Origin of the sequence: Sphingobium sp. JAI105 (assembly GCF_015752145.1) — a bacterium.
Classification (GTDB): domain Bacteria; phylum Pseudomonadota; class Alphaproteobacteria; order Sphingomonadales; family Sphingomonadaceae; genus Sphingobium; species Sphingobium xenophagum.
Genome location: NZ_JADOUC010000001.1, coordinates 2,666,273 through 2,682,428 on the forward strand (window position 1 = coordinate 2,666,273; position 16,156 = coordinate 2,682,428).

General features: G+C 58.3%; 20 protein-coding genes. 17 read left to right on the forward strand and 3 right to left on the reverse strand.

Annotated features, from left to right (window positions below; genetic code table 11):
• Positions 1-64 precede the first annotated feature (64 nt).
• From IWY39_RS12810 to IWY39_RS12830, 5 genes are all read left to right on the forward strand, one after another.
• Positions 65-457, forward strand: coding sequence for a hypothetical protein (locus IWY39_RS12810; protein ID WP_196871569.1), 393 nt, complete (start codon positions 65-67; stop codon positions 455-457).
• Positions 458-1,801: an SGNH/GDSL hydrolase family protein gene (locus tag IWY39_RS12815; RefSeq protein ID WP_231377524.1), complete on the forward strand. Its 1,344-nt coding sequence runs from the start codon at positions 458-460 to the stop codon at positions 1,799-1,801.
• A 9-nt stretch (positions 1,802-1,810) separates the two neighbouring features.
• Positions 1,811-1,975 carry a hypothetical protein gene (locus IWY39_RS12820; protein ID WP_196871570.1) on the forward strand — a complete coding sequence of 55 codons (165 nt, stop codon included), beginning with the start codon at positions 1,811-1,813 and terminating at the stop codon, positions 1,973-1,975.
• A gap of 201 nt (positions 1,976-2,176) precedes the next feature.
• On the forward strand, positions 2,177-3,793 hold the full coding sequence (locus IWY39_RS12825; RefSeq protein ID WP_196871571.1) for an AAA family ATPase: 1,617 nt from the start codon (positions 2,177-2,179) through the stop codon (positions 3,791-3,793).
• 299 nt (positions 3,794-4,092) lie between these two features.
• Entirely contained in the window at positions 4,093-4,971 is an 879-nt protein-coding gene (locus IWY39_RS12830; RefSeq protein ID WP_196871572.1) for an AbiTii domain-containing protein, read from the forward strand.
• Positions 4,972-5,157: 186 nt separating this feature from the next.
• Here IWY39_RS12830 and IWY39_RS12835 read toward each other — a convergent pair whose 3' ends face one another.
• Positions 5,158-5,406: a hypothetical protein gene (locus IWY39_RS12835; RefSeq protein WP_196871573.1), complete on the reverse strand. Its 249-nt coding sequence runs from the start codon at positions 5,404-5,406 to the stop codon at positions 5,158-5,160.
• Between the two features lie 78 nt (positions 5,407-5,484).
• Between IWY39_RS12835 and IWY39_RS12840 the strand changes: the two genes are divergently transcribed.
• The 9 genes from IWY39_RS12840 to IWY39_RS12880 all read left to right on the forward strand — a co-directional run bounded on the left by IWY39_RS12840 (position 5,485) and on the right by IWY39_RS12880 (position 12,883).
• Positions 5,485-6,114 carry an SOS response-associated peptidase gene (locus IWY39_RS12840; protein WP_196871574.1) on the forward strand — a complete coding sequence of 210 codons (630 nt, stop codon included), beginning with the start codon at positions 5,485-5,487 and terminating at the stop codon, positions 6,112-6,114.
• A gap of 536 nt (positions 6,115-6,650) precedes the next feature.
• Positions 6,651-7,001, forward strand: coding sequence for a GPW/gp25 family protein (locus IWY39_RS12845; protein ID WP_331274479.1), 351 nt, complete (start codon positions 6,651-6,653; stop codon positions 6,999-7,001).
• 10 nt (positions 7,002-7,011) lie between these two features.
• Positions 7,012-8,166 carry a phage tail sheath subtilisin-like domain-containing protein gene (locus IWY39_RS12850; protein ID WP_196871576.1) on the forward strand — a complete coding sequence of 385 codons (1,155 nt, stop codon included), beginning with the start codon at positions 7,012-7,014 and terminating at the stop codon, positions 8,164-8,166.
• Positions 8,167-8,191: 25 nt separating this feature from the next.
• Positions 8,192-8,701, forward strand: coding sequence for a phage major tail tube protein (locus IWY39_RS12855; RefSeq protein ID WP_196871577.1), 510 nt, complete (start codon positions 8,192-8,194; stop codon positions 8,699-8,701).
• A gap of 121 nt (positions 8,702-8,822) precedes the next feature.
• Positions 8,823-9,179, forward strand: coding sequence for a phage tail assembly protein (locus IWY39_RS12860; RefSeq protein ID WP_196871578.1), 357 nt, complete (start codon positions 8,823-8,825; stop codon positions 9,177-9,179).
• 8 nt (positions 9,180-9,187) lie between these two features.
• Positions 9,188-9,316 (forward strand): GpE family phage tail protein, encoded by a 129-nt coding sequence (locus IWY39_RS12865; RefSeq protein ID WP_443019996.1) that lies wholly within the window; start codon positions 9,188-9,190, stop codon positions 9,314-9,316.
• On the forward strand, positions 9,313-11,484 hold the full coding sequence (locus IWY39_RS12870) for a phage tail tape measure protein (RefSeq protein WP_196871579.1): 2,172 nt from the start codon (positions 9,313-9,315) through the stop codon (positions 11,482-11,484). The genes IWY39_RS12865 and IWY39_RS12870 overlap by 4 nt, the downstream gene beginning before the upstream one ends.
• Positions 11,484-11,888: a phage tail protein gene (locus IWY39_RS12875; protein ID WP_196871580.1), complete on the forward strand. Its 405-nt coding sequence runs from the start codon at positions 11,484-11,486 to the stop codon at positions 11,886-11,888. The genes IWY39_RS12870 and IWY39_RS12875 overlap by 1 nt, the downstream gene beginning before the upstream one ends.
• Positions 11,885-12,883, forward strand: coding sequence for a contractile injection system protein, VgrG/Pvc8 family (locus IWY39_RS12880; protein WP_196871581.1), 999 nt, complete (start codon positions 11,885-11,887; stop codon positions 12,881-12,883). The genes IWY39_RS12875 and IWY39_RS12880 overlap by 4 nt, the downstream gene beginning before the upstream one ends.
• A 4-nt stretch (positions 12,884-12,887) precedes the next feature.
• Here IWY39_RS12880 and IWY39_RS12885 read toward each other — a convergent pair whose 3' ends face one another.
• On the reverse strand, positions 12,888-13,688 hold the full coding sequence (locus IWY39_RS12885) for a hypothetical protein (RefSeq protein ID WP_196871582.1): 801 nt from the start codon (positions 13,686-13,688) through the stop codon (positions 12,888-12,890).
• A 466-nt stretch (positions 13,689-14,154) separates the two neighbouring features.
• Positions 14,155-14,985: an XRE family transcriptional regulator gene (locus IWY39_RS12890; RefSeq protein ID WP_331274480.1), complete on the reverse strand. Its 831-nt coding sequence runs from the start codon at positions 14,983-14,985 to the stop codon at positions 14,155-14,157.
• Here IWY39_RS12890 and IWY39_RS12895 point away from each other — a divergent pair.
• The 3 genes from IWY39_RS12895 to IWY39_RS12905 are packed head-to-tail and all read left to right on the forward strand — an operon-like array spanning position 14,906 to position 16,052.
• Positions 14,906-15,250 (forward strand): transcriptional regulator, encoded by a 345-nt coding sequence (locus IWY39_RS12895; protein WP_196871584.1) that lies wholly within the window; start codon positions 14,906-14,908, stop codon positions 15,248-15,250. The two genes, IWY39_RS12890 and IWY39_RS12895, sit on opposite strands and share 80 nt — an antisense overlap.
• Positions 15,247-15,705 (forward strand): hypothetical protein, encoded by a 459-nt coding sequence (locus IWY39_RS12900; RefSeq protein ID WP_196871585.1) that lies wholly within the window; start codon positions 15,247-15,249, stop codon positions 15,703-15,705. Before IWY39_RS12895 ends, IWY39_RS12900 begins: the two co-directional genes overlap by 4 nt.
• Positions 15,702-16,052 carry an ogr/Delta-like zinc finger family protein gene (locus IWY39_RS12905; protein ID WP_196871283.1) on the forward strand — a complete coding sequence of 117 codons (351 nt, stop codon included), beginning with the start codon at positions 15,702-15,704 and terminating at the stop codon, positions 16,050-16,052. The genes IWY39_RS12900 and IWY39_RS12905 overlap by 4 nt, the downstream gene beginning before the upstream one ends.
• Positions 16,053-16,156 lie beyond the last annotated feature (104 nt).

The window sequence follows — 16,156 nt, forward strand, 5'->3', positions numbered from 1 at the left end:
CATCCCCTTTCGCGCGCGCGACTGGCTGCGCATCAGCGATTTTGCTGCGCGGAAGGATGACGAGATGGTTGCACGGATACTGAAACAGACGCTGACCCAGATGCACGCCATCGCCTTTGGCGCGCCGGGCGAAACGCCCCAATCCATCAGCCAAGCGTCACCTTTGCCCATCGGCGGCAAGCAGGAAAGCTTCGCCCTCGCCAATAACAATGTCGTGTCAGCCGCCGTAACAGTCTATGGCGGCGACTATATCTTCGCCCAGCAGGCCGGTGCCTATGGTACGGTGAAGCTGCAGATCCGCGCCCCGGACGGCGTGACCTGGCTCGATCTGCTGAGCAAGAATGCCAGCGACGCCAACGGTGCAGGAACGGGTGTGGCCCTGCCATCAAATGCGGAGTTGCACGTTGTCCTGACCGGCACGGCCGCTGCGTTCGCGACCCTCAAAAGGGTGCCCTGAATGCGCAGCCGCTATCTCGATCGGACGCTGCCTACATGGGTCAACCCGCGCGGGCGACTATGGGCCGGTGCAGTCGCGCCCGTGGCGACATGGATGGCTGCCGCGACGCGGGGCGAGGTTGCCACATCGACCGGATCAACCGGCGCAAACCCACGCTTCATGTGCCGCAGCCGTCATGTCATGGGGCAGGGCACCTATTTCGGCATCACGCTGGTCTATGCCAACTACTTCGTCGGCACGACCAACCGGGAGGATGGCGCGGTTGCCGCTGCGACGTTGGTCGTGAGCATGGAAATCCCCGGCGCGCCGACACAGACAATCGAGGTCAAATGGTCTGGCGCGGGCAGCGTCATCATGGCGGGCGGCGCGGCGTGGGTGGAAAGCGATGTGATCCTCCCTTCCCATTTTGGCCTGCTCATTTTCCCGGCGGGAACGATATTCTGGCTGCGCGCGAACCGCGACAACATCACCGGCGACGTTCGCGTGTTCAACGGCACCGTTGGCAGCGTCGCAGGAGAGGGCGCCTATACCTGTCCGACCAGCGGGGCCGGTACTGACCAGCATATGGGATCAGGTCCGCTTACCCTGCCCACGGGCGGAGGAGCGAACACCAACCTGTTCATGCCTATCCTCATCAAGGGCCTGTCCAACACGCACGGCAAGACGCCGTTCTTCATCGGCAACAGCATCGCCTATGGGCAGGGCGAAGGACTGCTGGGGGCCAATGATGGCGAGTTTCAGGGCGGGATGCTGCGCAAGGCGGCCTTCGCGCTCGGCCTGCCATGGACGTCCGTCGCACGGCCTGCGACGTCGGTTTCGACCTATATTATGTCGGACAGCGGTGTGCCGCGTAATGCCAAGCGCGCGCTGCTCTACCCCTATTTCTCCAACTATTTTGACGACTATGGCACCAACGATCTAGGCAACACCAACACGTCGACGGGCAGCGCGCGAACGGCTGCGCAGATCCTCGCCGATCGCATGACGATGTATGACCAGATACTGGCCGTGAACCCGGACGCCGAAATCCACCCGATCAAGATGACGCCGCGCGTGTCTGCCGGCAGCTATGCCAATGCGCCGGCGTCGCAGGTGCCAGTGGGCAATTATGCGGTGAATGACGTGGGCGGCCGGACTGACGTCAACAACGGCCTGGTCGCGGCGATCGGGACGCATGGCATCGCTTCCGTCGTCGATACCTCGACCAACGTCATGGCGGATGCAACACTGACTGATCGTATCGCCCAGATCGGCGGATCGCCGGGCAGCGTGGACGGGCTGCATCCGACATCGGCGATGTACCTGCTGATGAAAGAGCCGGTGCAGCTGGACATGGCAGCGTAGGAGCGCGGCATGACAATCGAATATGGGCAGCTTTACACCAATGCGCGCGGCGATGTGCGCGAGGTGCTGGCGGTGGCTGGCGACATAGTCGACTATCTGGAGCAGACCGGCGAAGATCCGCAGCAAGGGCAGTGTTCGGCCGTGGAGTTTGAAAGCTGGATGGCAGGCGGCTGAAGCTATTCCAAAAATGGCTCGTGATCATCCGCTCGTCGTCTGATAGCGGAATTCCGGATGTCATCGAAAATGGCCGGTTGCGGACGTTCACTTTCGGTCACGTGGAGCAAATAAGCTGCCGCATATCTTCGATATGACAGCAATTGTAATTGCAACGCGAAAGTGCTGCACATAACGAATGCGAATTCAACGGAGTTCGCGATGGCAATCCCGATCAAGCTCAGCCCTACTTTAGAAATTGACGGCATCGAACCAATCACGCTCATCGGCGCAAATGGAGCAGGAAAAACTCGTCTGGGAGCGTATCTCGTTTCGGCTTTCGGCTATGATCGCGTCTCTGCTCAGAGGGCGCTAAACATCTCACACATGGGGGTTCAACCTGTGGAGCAAGCCAAGCAACATAGTGAGGAGCAAATAAGTCAATTTAGAAAAGATACCTCTAGTCCGGCGCAAGATCTAATCGCAATCCTTTCCGAATTGAAGGCATATGATGTTCAAAGTGCATCCGAATTTCGAGATAGAGCGTATGAAAATGATGGAACCATCCATATCCCAGAAGTTACAAAACTTCAAACTTTGAAGCGTTTGTGGGAAATGATGTTTCCGGGTCGGGAACTTAATTTTTCCGGCTTTTCTCCTATGGCTCGATGGAATGATCCTAGACGATTATCTGGCTTCTATTCCGCCCATGCGATGAGTGACGGTGAGCGCAGCGCAGTTTATCATATCGCTAGGTTGTTGAGGGCGAACCCAGGTCCTGTCGTTATTGACGAACCCGAAACTCATTTCCACCCTATGCTCGCCCGACGCTTTTGGGACGTTATCGAGGCAAACCGCCCAGACTGTCGCTTCATTTACATCACACATGATCTCTCGTTTGGTCTGTCGAGGCGAGGCAAAATTGGTATCGTTCGCGGCCCACAAGAAGTTGAGATAATTGAGGAAAAATCTGACCTGCCGCCAGAATTGTTTGAGAGTATCCTTGGAGCAGCGAGCTTGTCTGTTGTCGCGGAACGGATCGTATTCTGCGAAGGTAAGACTGACAGAAGCATAGATGCACCTGTCTACGGAGCTTGGTTCCGGGCTCCAAAGACTGCCGTTGTCTCTGTTGGCAGTTGCGAAACGGTACGCCGCGCGTTCCAAACGTTCAAGGACACAGCCATTATCAAAAATGCGCATCCGATAGCGATGGTCGAACGCGACTATTGGCCAAATTCATATTTGCAAAGTCTGAAACAAGAAGGAATACATATCCTTCCAGCTCATGAAATGGAGGGACTAATTGCGTTCCGAGAAATTGCTGAAATTGTAGCTGATCATCTTGCTATAAATAATTTTGATTATCGTTATGGGCAATTTATTGCTAAAATCCGTAATAAATACGTGGGCATTTTGTTAAATAAGGTCGCCTTGGAACGAGCGAAGCGGGACGTTGACGTTCGTTTGCTCGGCTTAGCGAACGCTGCGCACCCTAATCCAAGTCGCGATATAACTAGATCGAACTTCATTGCTGCAGCCAACATAGCAAGCGCCATCCCGGATGCAGGCGCACTATATGATGAGCACGAGGGCATCGTGGATGCTGCTCTGGGTAGCGAAGACTACAAAGAAATTCTAAAAATTCTTCCCGGTAAGGAGAATCTCGGCATTTTGGTTCAAGAGCTAGGGGTCACGAAGGAGCGCTATATTGAAATCATATTAGAGGCTCTTACTCAACCCGATATAGGGGGACTCGCCACTCTCGAGCCGCTTCGGGCAAGATTGATTCCGGCTCTTGCTCCCCATCTGCCTCCAAGAGAATGTCCAGTTTCCGATTAATCCAGCAAACCGATTTATGGTTGGGAATGCCGCATTACAGACAATCACTTAAACACGCATTTCGCTTCGGGCACCGCGAATATGGATCGTTAGATCGCGTAGACAGATTCAGAATATCCTCAAGCGACCAGAAAATGCCGTCCAGCGACATCTCGACGTTGACCGGAAGCGGAATTTCCGATTCGTAGTGCCTGGAACTAGGTGTATCCCGTTAGAGCGGAGTCAACTCCCGTTTACTTGCCGATTGTCTTGACTGTATCTCGCCAAGCGCCCACTTAGCCATGATAACAGGGGGCAATATGACAGGGCTGGTTGAACAAATTCAAGTGCTCGCCGTCAATCCTGAAACTAGCGTCTCTGCCTTGCTTCGCATCGTTAAGCTTGCCGCTACGAAGCTCAATCTGACCGACACTGTCGCATGGGTCGACAAAGAGCAGACAGGTTATTACGATGTCGACGAAAACGAGCTTCCTGCTTATCGCATAGGTTCGGGTAAACTCATGGGCGAAAACCGCTGGATGCGCTCTCAGATTACAGGCGATCCACAGGCCATCGCTCTTTGCTCAATAGTATTTTTACGCGATCCAATTTCAGCTCTTGAGAACCTGGCACGTTCTGAAGGTACTACTTGCTCGATGGGCCTCAGCCCTGAGCTAGAGGCGCGGCTTCAAGCTGGAATGAACGTCGGCTGCATTATCTCCATCAAATTCAGCAAGAGCTTGGTAATCTCGGCCATAGATGCTGTTCGCAACCTCGCACTGGATTGGGCATTGGATTTGGAAGAGCGAGGCATATCTGGCGAAGGGGTCAATTTCTCAATGGATGAACAACAAAAAGCCGCGACCGCAGCCCCCTCAATCAGAATTGATCATTTTTCGGGTCAACTGCATCAGGGTAACGTGAGCGGCAATCAGAACCGCACAGTCGTTAACTCTACCGATAATTCCACAAACACGATCACGACCGAGAACGTGTTAGACCAGCTTATCGCCACCATTGACAGCAGCGTGACGCACGAACGTGACCGCGAGGCCATGCTGGATATCGTCAGGGAAATGGACAAGTCCAAGGGCACACCTGAGTTTAGCTCTTGGCTGGGCAAGCTGATGGGCTTCCTCGCCAACTACACGACCGTGCTCACCCCATTCCTCCCAGCTTTGGGGCAGTTGGTTGGGTAAATTTGCAGAGCATTTGCGATAGGGGCAAGCCATTATGGCATGAGCCGCGATGGATGCCGCTAACTTTTCCCCCGGCGAAAAGCAGACTGTCCTCTAACCACCCATGTATTCATCCCACAGTGGTAGCTCATCCGCTCACGCGCTTTAGTCGGATAAAAGTGCAGGCGGCGACGAAGATTCGGTCTTTCATTCCTTGTTTCCCCGCAAAGCATACCCCTTCCTGCGGAGCGTCGCGACAAGTTCATCCAGGGCAACTTCGAACGCAGCTTGCTTCCCATGTATCTGGACCGACGTCCCTTGGCCCAGCAGGCTACCCTTTTGTACGGCAGTAATCCAGCAACACCAGAGGATACCACGGCTTTCAAATTCCGTCGTGAACGCGATCCCATGGTCCTTCCGCCAACGCACCAGACGTGATTGATTCAACTGCTTCATGAGAACGTAATGAGAACATCGGCGCGAGTCGGGTCAAGCGTGTTGACAGGCGGCCTGTCGCAAACCACCTTCCCGACCATGTGCAATCGGGCTGAGCGCGGCGACACGCAGAAGGTGCTGCAACTGTTCGGCGCGCGGATCGGCGCGCGGTTCAATGAGGGGCCATTGGAGGTCCATCCCAAATCACCGGGCAGCGTCGTCCGAATGGATGGCGACGGCTTGGTGCTGGAGCAGATGACATGGGGCTTCCCCGTATCGCTGCGCGGCAAGAAAGGTCAGCCGCTCAAACCCAAGCCGGTCAATAATGCGCGCTTCGACAAGCTGGGGTCATTCTGGAAGCGATGGGCCGCCGAACCGCACCAGCGCTGCCTGATCCCGACGGCACGATTCGCGGAGGCTGTGGGCGAAGCGGGCCGCATGACCGAAACATGGTTATCGGTGAAGGATCAGCCTATCTTTGCCTGGGCGGGGCTGTGGACGCAGAGCGACGAATGGGGTGCGGTCTATACCGGCGTGATGACCGACAATGCGCCGGAGCTGGCCGACATTCACGATCGGTCGCCGGTCATCCTCAATCCGCAGGACTGGGATACTTGGCTCACCGCGCCGCTGAAGGATCTATATCAGTTTGATCGGCCCTATCCGGCGGAAAGCATGATAATTGATGCGACCGACACGCCGTGGTTCAGGGCAAAGGGCGCACGTTGAGGGGCGGTCTCGTTTTGGAAATCAATATTCCTTAGCGCTGTCATCTTTGGCGCGATTTGCTCGTGCCGGGATGGCTGGTCTAGATGCGGCAGAAAGGGTCACCTACTTGTTTCCCTTAGACATTTATAAGCTCTCTACCGTCAAAGATTTTGCCGGTTCGCGTATCTTCTATTGAAATGCGATCTGCGCCGCCAGCGTTGATCTCCCTCACGCGGCGCACGAGTTCAGTTCTATTATAAAGTCGCGGGTCAACCCTCATCGCGCTCTTCACGGTCGTAGTGATCTGAAACATTTTCATGTAGCCTCCGTACTTGCAACTACAGGGTCCAGAATGGGCAGTTAATGCAGTAAGCGATGCGTCTACACTCAAACTGAACCTACATTAAATCTTATTTGATGCGTCGAGCGCGATTCACCAAGGCTTCAGCCTAATGACAGGAGCGATGCTAGGGCATCTACCTTGGTAGCAGCCCGCGCTACCCTACCGGCCCCTTCGCGCGCGCGTGTCTCCACGCCATGCGTCAAGCATGAACGGAATGAACGCCAGTACTGGAAAGCCTCTCGGCGGCGCTGATCATCTGGCGCAGTCGATAGCTGACATTCTCGGCACGCCGCTGGGTAGCCGGGTCATGCTGCGCGACTATGGGTCGCTGCTGTTCAATCTGATCGACCAGCCTCTGAATGCAGCGACCGCGATGTTGCTGCGCGCGGCCACCGCCGTTGCCCTGCGCCGTTGGGAACCGCGCTTCCGGCTTGCCCAGGTCACCCTGTCCGGTTCCCCTGTGGCGGGCAATCTGGTCATCACTTTGTCCGGCACCCGCACGGATTTTCCCGCTGCGACGGCGCGCACCACCCTGTCCATCCCGCTTCCTGCCACCATCGCCTGAAGGATTTGTCATGCACGGTATCACCATCAACGAAACCGCCACCGGCGCGCGCACGATCCGGCAGGCTAGCCTGGCCGTCATCGGCCTGATCGCCACCGCCACCGCCGAAGCGGGCGCAGCAACCGCGGCTCTGAACGCAGCCTTCCCGCTCAACACACCGGTTCTGGTGACCGACGTCGATGCAGCGGCCGGCAATGCCGGCACCGGCGGCACGCTTAAAGCCGCGCTCGAAGCGATCGGCGATCAGACCAGCCCCATTGCCGTCGTTGTGCGCGTGGCTGAAGGCGAGGATCAGGAGGAAACCGACGCGAATGTCATCGGTGTGACGGACGGCAACAGCTATACCGGCATCCAGGCGCTGCTGGCCGCGCAGTCAGTCCTGGGCGTCCGTCCCCGCATTCTGGGCGCGCCGGGGCTGGATACGCAGGAAGTGACAGCGGAGCTGGTAGTTGCTGCCAAAAAGCTGCGCGCCATGGTCTATGCCGCTGCGATCGGCGATGATGTGGCGGAGGTCATCACCTATCGCGACAATTTTGGCGACCGGGAACTGATGCTGATCTGGCCCGATACGTCCGCCGATACACCCGGCGATGCCGTTGCCCGCGCGCTGGGTCTGCGCGCCATGATCGATGAGCAGCAGGGCTGGCACAAGACGCTGTCCAATGTGACGATCGGCGGCGTCACCCGCCTGACCAAAGATGTGCATTTTGACCTGCAGGATGAATCGACCCCCGCCGGGCTGCTCAATGCTGCGCATGTCACGACCCTGATCCGCAACGAAGGATTCCGCTTCTGGGGCAACCGCACCTGCGCCAGCGAACAGCAGCCCGAATTCAGCTTTGAAAGCGCGGTGCGGACCAGCCACGCGCTTCAGGACATGATCGTCTCTGCGCTGGGGCCGTTCATGGACCAGCCTATGACGGTCGGCCTGATCAAGGATCTGCTCGAAACCGTGAACGCGCAGCTGCGCCAGCTCACGGTCGAAGGGCGCATCATCGGCGCGCTGGCCTATTATGATCCGTCGAAGAACGGCCCGACCCAGCTGGCGGCAGGCCGTCCGACGATCAGCCTGAAATATACGCCAGCGGCCCCGCTGGAAAACCCGATCATCGAGCTGATCAACACGGCGGAATATTATGAAGGCTTCGCCGAACAGCTCGCCTGACCCACTTTAAGCAAAGGATAGCGCCATGGGCCTGCCTCGCACACTTGTGAACATCAACGCCTATTCACGCGGCCTGTCCTATCTGGGCGTGATCGCTGAATTTGAGCAGCCCAAGCTGGCCATCGCGACCGAAGACTGGCGCGGCGGTGGCATGGTCGGATCGGTCAAGCTCGATAAGGGCGTCGAGCCGTTGGAAGCGACCATCACCATGGGGGGCCATGAAAAGGCGCTGATCCGCGAATTTGGCACTACCAGCGTCGAAGGCACCCGCCTGCGCCTGGTCGCTGCCTACCGCGCCGATGATGGCAGCGCGGCGCAAGCCGTCGAGATTTTCCTCGGCGGGCGCTTCACCGAAATCGACATGGGCAAGGATAAGCCCGGCGACCAGACCGAGCATAAATATAGCTGCGCCGTCGCCTATTACCGCCGTGTCGTGGACGGTCGCACCGAAGTTGAGATCGACATGGTGCAGGGCATCTTCATGGTCGATGGCGTCGATCGCTATGCGGAGATCATGGCGATCCTGCTGGGCTGACCCCTTTTTGCAGATCCGCCGGGCGGCCCAATGCGGGGCGGTCATCCGGTGGCGGGCCGATAGGGGTATTCCTCTTAACCCTATCGGCCCAATCCGCCCCGCCTCCCAGGAGGAACCCCGCATGAGCGACCCCGCCGAAATTGCCGCCGTCACACAACCGAACAATCGCTTCGAAACCGTCACGCTCGCTACGCCCATCCTGCGCGGCGAAACGACCATCGAAAAGCTGACCCTGCGCAAACCCAAGGGCGGTGAGCTGCGCGGCCTGTCGCTGCAGGATATTCTGACCAGCGACGTCGGCGCGATCCTGACCCTTATCCCTCGCATTTCCGATCCCATCCTGATCCGCGAGGAGGCGGAACAGCTGGAGGCGGATGACCTGGCCGAGATTGGCGGAGTGATCCGTGGTTTTTTTATGACGGCGGCGGAGAAGAGGGCGATCGAAAGCTACGTCGCCAATCAACTGCCGATGACCTGATCGCCAATATTGCGGCGGTGTTCCACTGGCCGCTGTCCGAATTGCGCGATCTGGCGCTGGATGAACTGATCGAGTGGAGCGGGCGGGCAACCGACCGTTTCAACGCCATGTGGGGCGGAAAGGACGGCGGGAAATGAACAACAAACTGTCTCTGCTCGTAAATTTCGTCGGCGTCGACAAGATGTCCGGTGCGATGAAGAATATCATCGGCCTGGGCAATAAAGGGTCAAAGTCACTCCGCGCCCTGGCCGGCGATTCTCGGAAGCTGACAAGTGAACTGAAATCCGTGCAGCGCGAAATAGCCAAGGGCGCAGGCAACATTACCCAGCTGGTCGACCGCGAACGGGACCTCGAACGCCAGCTCGTTCAGACTAACAGATACTTAGAGCGGCAGAAGCATCTGGCCGCGATTGATGCGGACAAGGCCGCCATGCAACGCCGTGGCGAGGATTTGAAAGGCAAAGGTCGCGACAATGTCGTGGGCGGCGCAACCATGGCAGCGCCGATCATCCTGGCGGTCAAGGCGGCCGCTGATTTTTCCAGCGGCATGGTCGATATCCAGCAAAAGGCCGATCTGTCGGATGCCGCGACCCGGCGCATGGCCGACAACATCGTCAACGCCGCTGCCGCCGCCAAGCAGATGCCCGAAGCGATGCGCGCGGGCGTCGATGTCCTGTCCGGCTTCGGCATAGATCCGCGCCTCGCCACCCGCATGATCGCGCCGATCGGACGGCTCGGCACCGCGTTCAAGGTGGAAATCGCCGACGGCGCAGCCGCCGCCTATGCCAATCTCAACAACCTGAAGGTGCCGGTTGGCCAGACGGCTCGCGCGCTCGACGTCATGGCCGCCGCTGGCAATGCCGGTGCGTTTGAGGTCAAGGATATGGCCCGCCATTTCCCCGGCCTGACCGCACAGATGCAGGCGCTGGGGCAAAAGGGCGTCCCTGCCGTGGCAGACTTGTCCGCCGCGCTCCAGATCGCACGACGCGGGGCAGGGGACGCCGACGAAGCCGCAAACAATGTCCAGAACCTTCTGTCCAAGATCAACGCGCCGGCTACGGTCAAGGCGTTCGAGAAGAATTTCGGGATTGATCTGCCCGCCGCCCTCAAAGCCGCCTATGCCAAAGGAAAAACCCCGCTGGAAGCGATCGCCGAACTGACCAAGAAGGCGACCGGCGGCGACATGACCAAGCTGGGCTATGCGTTTGAGGATATGCAGGCGCAATCCGCACTGCGTTCAATGATTCTGAACATGGAAGACTTCCAGAAGATGCGCTCTCAGATCGCGGCGTCATCCGGCACCGTCGATCGCGCCTTCAACCAGCGGGTCGCAGCCGATGCCACCGTGCAATGGCGCGCTTTCCTTGGCACGGCCTCCCGCTTGGCAATCGTGCTGGGAACGACGCTGTTGCCTGTCGGCACTGAAGTCATGGGGATGATGTCCGGCGCGGCTGAAAGCGTGGCGGCATGGGCTCAGGCCAACCCCGGCCTGGCAGCTGGTATCATGAAGGGAGCAGCGGCGCTGATCACGCTGCGCGTTGGTCTGGGCGTGGCGCAATATGCGCTTGGCGCGGTGCTGGGGCCGCTAGGCCGTGTCATTGCTGTTGCGCGCAAGGCTGCGCCAGTGCTGGGTCTGTTGCGCACGGCATCCATGTTTCTGGCCCGTGGCATATTGCAGGCCGGGGCGATGATGCTGGCAAATCCCATGGTGCTGGCGATCACCGCCATTGTCCTGGCGATCGGTGGTGCAGCCTATCTGATCTACACTCATTGGGACAGCATCAAGGCGGCATTCTTTGGTGGCGTCGGCGCAGTGAAGGGGCTGCTCAACAGCTTTCCGGCATGGATGAAGAATATCGGATCGATGATGATGAGCGGGCTATTGTCAGCCATCAATCCTCTGGCGTTGGGCGCGCGACTGATCGCCATGGCAAAGAATGGGATCACCGCCCTCAAAAACTATCTGGGCATCAAAAGCCCGTCGCGCGTTTTCATGGCGCTTGGCGGTCATGTCGCGGGCGGTCTGGAACGCGGCATCGACGGCAACCGCAACGGCCCGGCCCGTGCCGCTGGTCGCATGGCGGCGGGTGTGCTGGCGGCAGGGTCGCTGGCCATGGCCCCGGCAGGCGCAGCCGGGCGCGGCGGTGGCGGCGCTGGCAGGGCAGGGGGGGACACCTACCACATCACTCTGCAGATCCAGCAGCTGCCTGGCGAAGATGCCGAAGCGCTGGCCCGGCGCGTGATGGAAAAGATTGAGCAGCTGAAGGCCCGCAAATCCCGTTCGAGCTATGAGGATGATCGCTGATGGCATCCCTTCCCTTAAGCCCCGCACACCTGATGACGCTCGGCATGTTCATCTTCGGCATGGACACCATTCCCTATCAGGATCTGCAACGCCGCATGAGCTGGCGGCACGAAGAAAGCGAACGCTTTGGCATGCGCGCCGCCAGCCAGTTTGCCGGGCCGGGGGATGACGCCATCACCATCGCTGCCCTTGTCGTGCCGGAAGTCGCTGGCAGCTATGGCGCGATCGATAGGCTTGTCGAAATGGCCGCCACTGGCGACAACTGGCCGCTGGTCGACGGTCTGGGCAGGGTGCTGGGTCAGTATCGCATCGACGCGATCGATCTGGGCCATGTCGGCATCATGGCCGGCGGCCTGCCGCGCGGCCAGAATTTCACCATGGAATTGAAACGGGTCGACGGATGACCGCGAACAAGGCCGGTGCGCGCCTGACGCTCGACGGCGTCGATCTGGCCGACAAGATCAACCCGCGCCTGGTGGAACTCACTCTCACCGAAAAGCGCGGCGGGGAGGCGGACGAACTGTCCGTCACCCTGCAAAATGCCGATGGCAAACTGGCGATGCCAGACCCCGGCAAGGTGTTGGCGCTGGCGCTTGGGTGGGAACAGGGCGACGATGTGCCGGTCGGCCTGGTCGACAAGGGCCGCTTCAAGGTGGACGAGGTAGAGGCGTCCGGCCCCCCCGACCGGATCATGATCCGCGCCCGCTCCGCCGATCTGTCGGGCAGCTACCGCCAGCGCCGCACCAAAAGCTGGAAGGGGACGACGCTGGGCGCGGTCCTGACCGAAATCGCCGCGCGCCATGGCATCACCGCACAGGTCCATCCCGATCTGGCCGGGAAGCCGATCGCCGCGCTTGATCAGAACGGCAAGAGCGACATGGCCATGGTCCGCGATCTGGGCAGCCGCTACGACGCGCTTGCCACATGGAAAGACCGGCGCCTGATCTTCATCCCTGTTGGGAGCGCCACGACGGCCAACGGGAACGCGATCCCATCGCTCACCCTGACCCGGCAGGATGGTTGGTCTTGGAGCTTCATTCGTGCGCAGCGGGATGAGAATGACGGGGTGGAAGCCGAATGGCACGACCAGGCCGCTGGACGGCGCAAGAAGCATGCGACGGGTGGCAATAACCCCAAGCGCCTGAAGCGAGTCTATGCCACCGAAGCCGACGCCACACAGGCGGCGGAGGCGGAGGCAAAGAAGCGAGCACGCGGCGGATGCCGCTTCGAATATGACTTAGCCATTGCAGATTGTCGGATCACGCCCAATAGGCGCGTGAGGCTGAAAGGGTGGAACAGCACGATCGACGGGGCGAAGTGGGTCGTCGAGGCGATCGAAACAACAATATCAGCGACACGACTTCGACAAAAAATTCAGCTGGAAAGCTCTACAGCATGAGCCGTTATTCTTCTGTCTCATATTCAGGATACGCCGGTTCCGGAAAGAAACGGTGCTTTTCAGGACAATATTTACGGCAAAACACGGTATGCCGTCTGTTACCCTCCGATCCCCAGTAGGTCACAAACCCCGCTATATAAAGATCCATTTCAGGCTGGGAAACAGTTCTGAATTTCCATTCATGGAATCTGCCCGGCTCTAGATGTTTAATGTCCGAAGGGTTGTGCCAATCCTTTCCTTCTTGGAATGGCCTGATTATGGGGAGCGGACCGGTGTTCCAAAAAGCTATACACTGGCTTGACCAATTTTCTTCATCTTTACCATTGTTTCTCGCGGTCGGAGGATTATTCCCAATGTGTGCAACATCGCGACCAACATTTACGATGAACACGCGACCTTCGATCTCCTGATGGGCTATTTTTAAGTCAGGAAAGCACTCTTCATCTTCACCACGAACCCAAATAGCAATGTTGGTTACTTTCAGGTGTGGGGGGTTTGAAAGCATTAATGAACGACTTGATACACGGCTTTGCTTAATGCTTTCTCGAATTGTAAAGAAAAGTCCGAATGCGCCGATGAGACCGATAAAAAAACTCCACCTCGCCAGATCAGTTGCTTGATTGCTAGATGTGACTGCAGCGCGGGCGGCGTCAACCGCCGCCCAATCAGCGCAAAGAGAACTGGATCGGTTGTCATGTCCAGGCTCGCAGCTTCCATTCACGCTCTGCGCCTGCTCGCCAAGTGAAGCGCATCCTGTCGCCGACATCGACACGAGTAAAGCGGCGATAATGGGAAAGATTTTCATTACCTACGAGCCTTTCGTTTCAAGGCCGCCAGAATGTGGGCGAATGTGACATTTCACGTTGGTGGATATCTAACGAATGACTGCCCCGATGCGATTGAAAAGGCGGCTTCACGGATGAAACAGTCAATCTGTCGATCTGATACCGCCCGCACTTGGTCTCGCGACAATATAACGGTCTGCAAACCGGCCGTAACAATTTGCCGGCTTGCTCCAAATAAGGAGCTTGTTATTTTGGGCCATGAGCATCGCCACATTCAGATCCCAACCTTAGCTACTATCGGTGCCCAGCGGCGCTAAACTCGACATTTGTCCATTTATCTTCGGGCCATTCCTCATTGCAGCTCAATCGGATCGCCCGGCTTGCAGAGCAAAATTTCAGACCTACGATTGCCGCCGTCGCGATTGGGATGCTTCACGCCTACCACCGCTAACAATATCGCGGGCAGCGGAGTGGGTACCCGTGCCATCAGAGGCTCTTCACTGCCGCGATCACGCGCCCCACGATGAACAAATCGCCGTCGCTTGCATATTCATCGCGCACCAGCTGGTTGTCCGAGCTGATCCGGATTCGGCCATCAGGTAGGGCGCGCAGCCGCTTGATCATGCCCCAACCTGAATAAGCGACAGCCCAGATCATATCGCCCATTTCCGGGCGGGTCTGCGATCGGTCAATGATGACCACATCCTGGTCGTGGATCGTCGGCATCATAGAATCGCCGATGCCTTTGGTCGTGCAGAGCATGTTTGGCGGACTGTTCGTGAATTGCCGAATCCAGCTACGGGCGAACTTCACCTTTTCGACCTCGATATGGTCGGTATCGAGAAAACTGCCGCCCATGCCGTATTTTAGGTCGATGCTGTCGATTTCGACTAGGTCTTCGTCAATCTCCGATTCCGTCGACGCCACGGCAAGCAGCTGACGAGACATGCTTTGATCGTCCGTCTCGCCCATCAAATATTCAGCCGAGGTTTGCAATTCACGCGCAATCTTGTGGATATGCTTCGACCCTTGGGCCGGTTCATTCACCATCTTCCATATCGCAGTGGCAGATATGCCAATACGCCTTGCCAACTCACTCTGGCTAAGGCCCTTTTCGGCCATGAGGGCCGCCAATCGATCGCTGCGAAACACCCCTCGACCATTACAACTTTGGTAAAAACCAGCGATACAACTTTTCTTATTGCATCCATTAGCAACTTTAGTTAAATCAACAACCATGGTTGAAACGGTAACCCCTTTTGAAGCGCTGACGCAGGCGATTGAGATCGCCGGCTCACAGTCCGAAATCGCGCGCATATGCGGCGTGTCGCCAACAGCGGTTTGGAAGTGGGTGCAGAGTTCTAAGCGCCTTCCCGCCGAATATGTTCTGGGTTTGGAAGCCGCCACTGGAGTCTCTCGTCATCATCTTCGCCCCGATATCTACCCTATCGATTTGCCGCCTGCGTCCTCCCGCTGGTCGGGGGTCGATCGCTTCGCCGCCGCCCGAGCCAATGGCGTAGACCGGCGGACAAGTCGCGTCTCCTTGGAAATTTCGTCTAAAACCAAGCGGCTGGCGCTATGACCAAATTGCGTGAACCGCTGACCTATCAGCGCACCCTGACCAACGTCGCTAATCTCATCGGGTGGGACCGCTGCGCCGCGATCTGCGGGGTCCGCTCCGAACAGGCCGTCCGCAACTGGTCTGATCCCGATTGCGAAACCGAAATCCGCATGATCGACGCCGAACGACTCGACCGTGCCTACATGGATCATGGTGGCGACCATGCCCCCTTCCATCGCCTTCACGCCCTGCGCCTGGACATCGCGGGCAGGCAGACGCCCGACCAGTGTCTGGCCTCGCTGGCCGGTCAGGTTGCCAAGGAAACCGGCGAAGCAATCGCCGCCATGATCGAAGCCAGCGGCAGCAAGGATGTGCGGCAACGTCGCCGCGCGCGTCAGGAAATCCACGAAGCGGTAGATGCGATGAAAACCAGTCTCGCCGCGCTCGACCGTCAGGAAAAGGGAAACCTGTCATGACCCGCCCTTTGATCGAAGCGCCCCTCCAATTCCGCACCAGCTCTGGCGGCGAACGCGCCAAGCATAATGCGCTGATCACCTGCCCGAAATGCGAAGCGCCCAGCTTCATCCGGCGCAGCACCCGCGTGACCGAACGGGTCAAGCATATCGACGCCCACTGCACCAACACCGGCTGCGGTCACACCTTCGGCCTCGAACTGGTGTTCCGCCATTCCTACAATCCCGGTCTGCTCGAACGGCCCGACCTCGATTTGCCGGTCTGCCCGCGCGATCAGGTGCCGCACATCCTGCCGCCCGAACGTGGCCGGGACGATCCGAACCAGATCACCATGTTCGGCTCCGGCTGACCGCCGCACCGCATCCATCAATCCAGACCAGATTTCAATAACGCCCGCGCTGCGGGCGAGGGGGACGCTTTGCCTGTTACCAATCAACCGCCCTGCGACGGCTG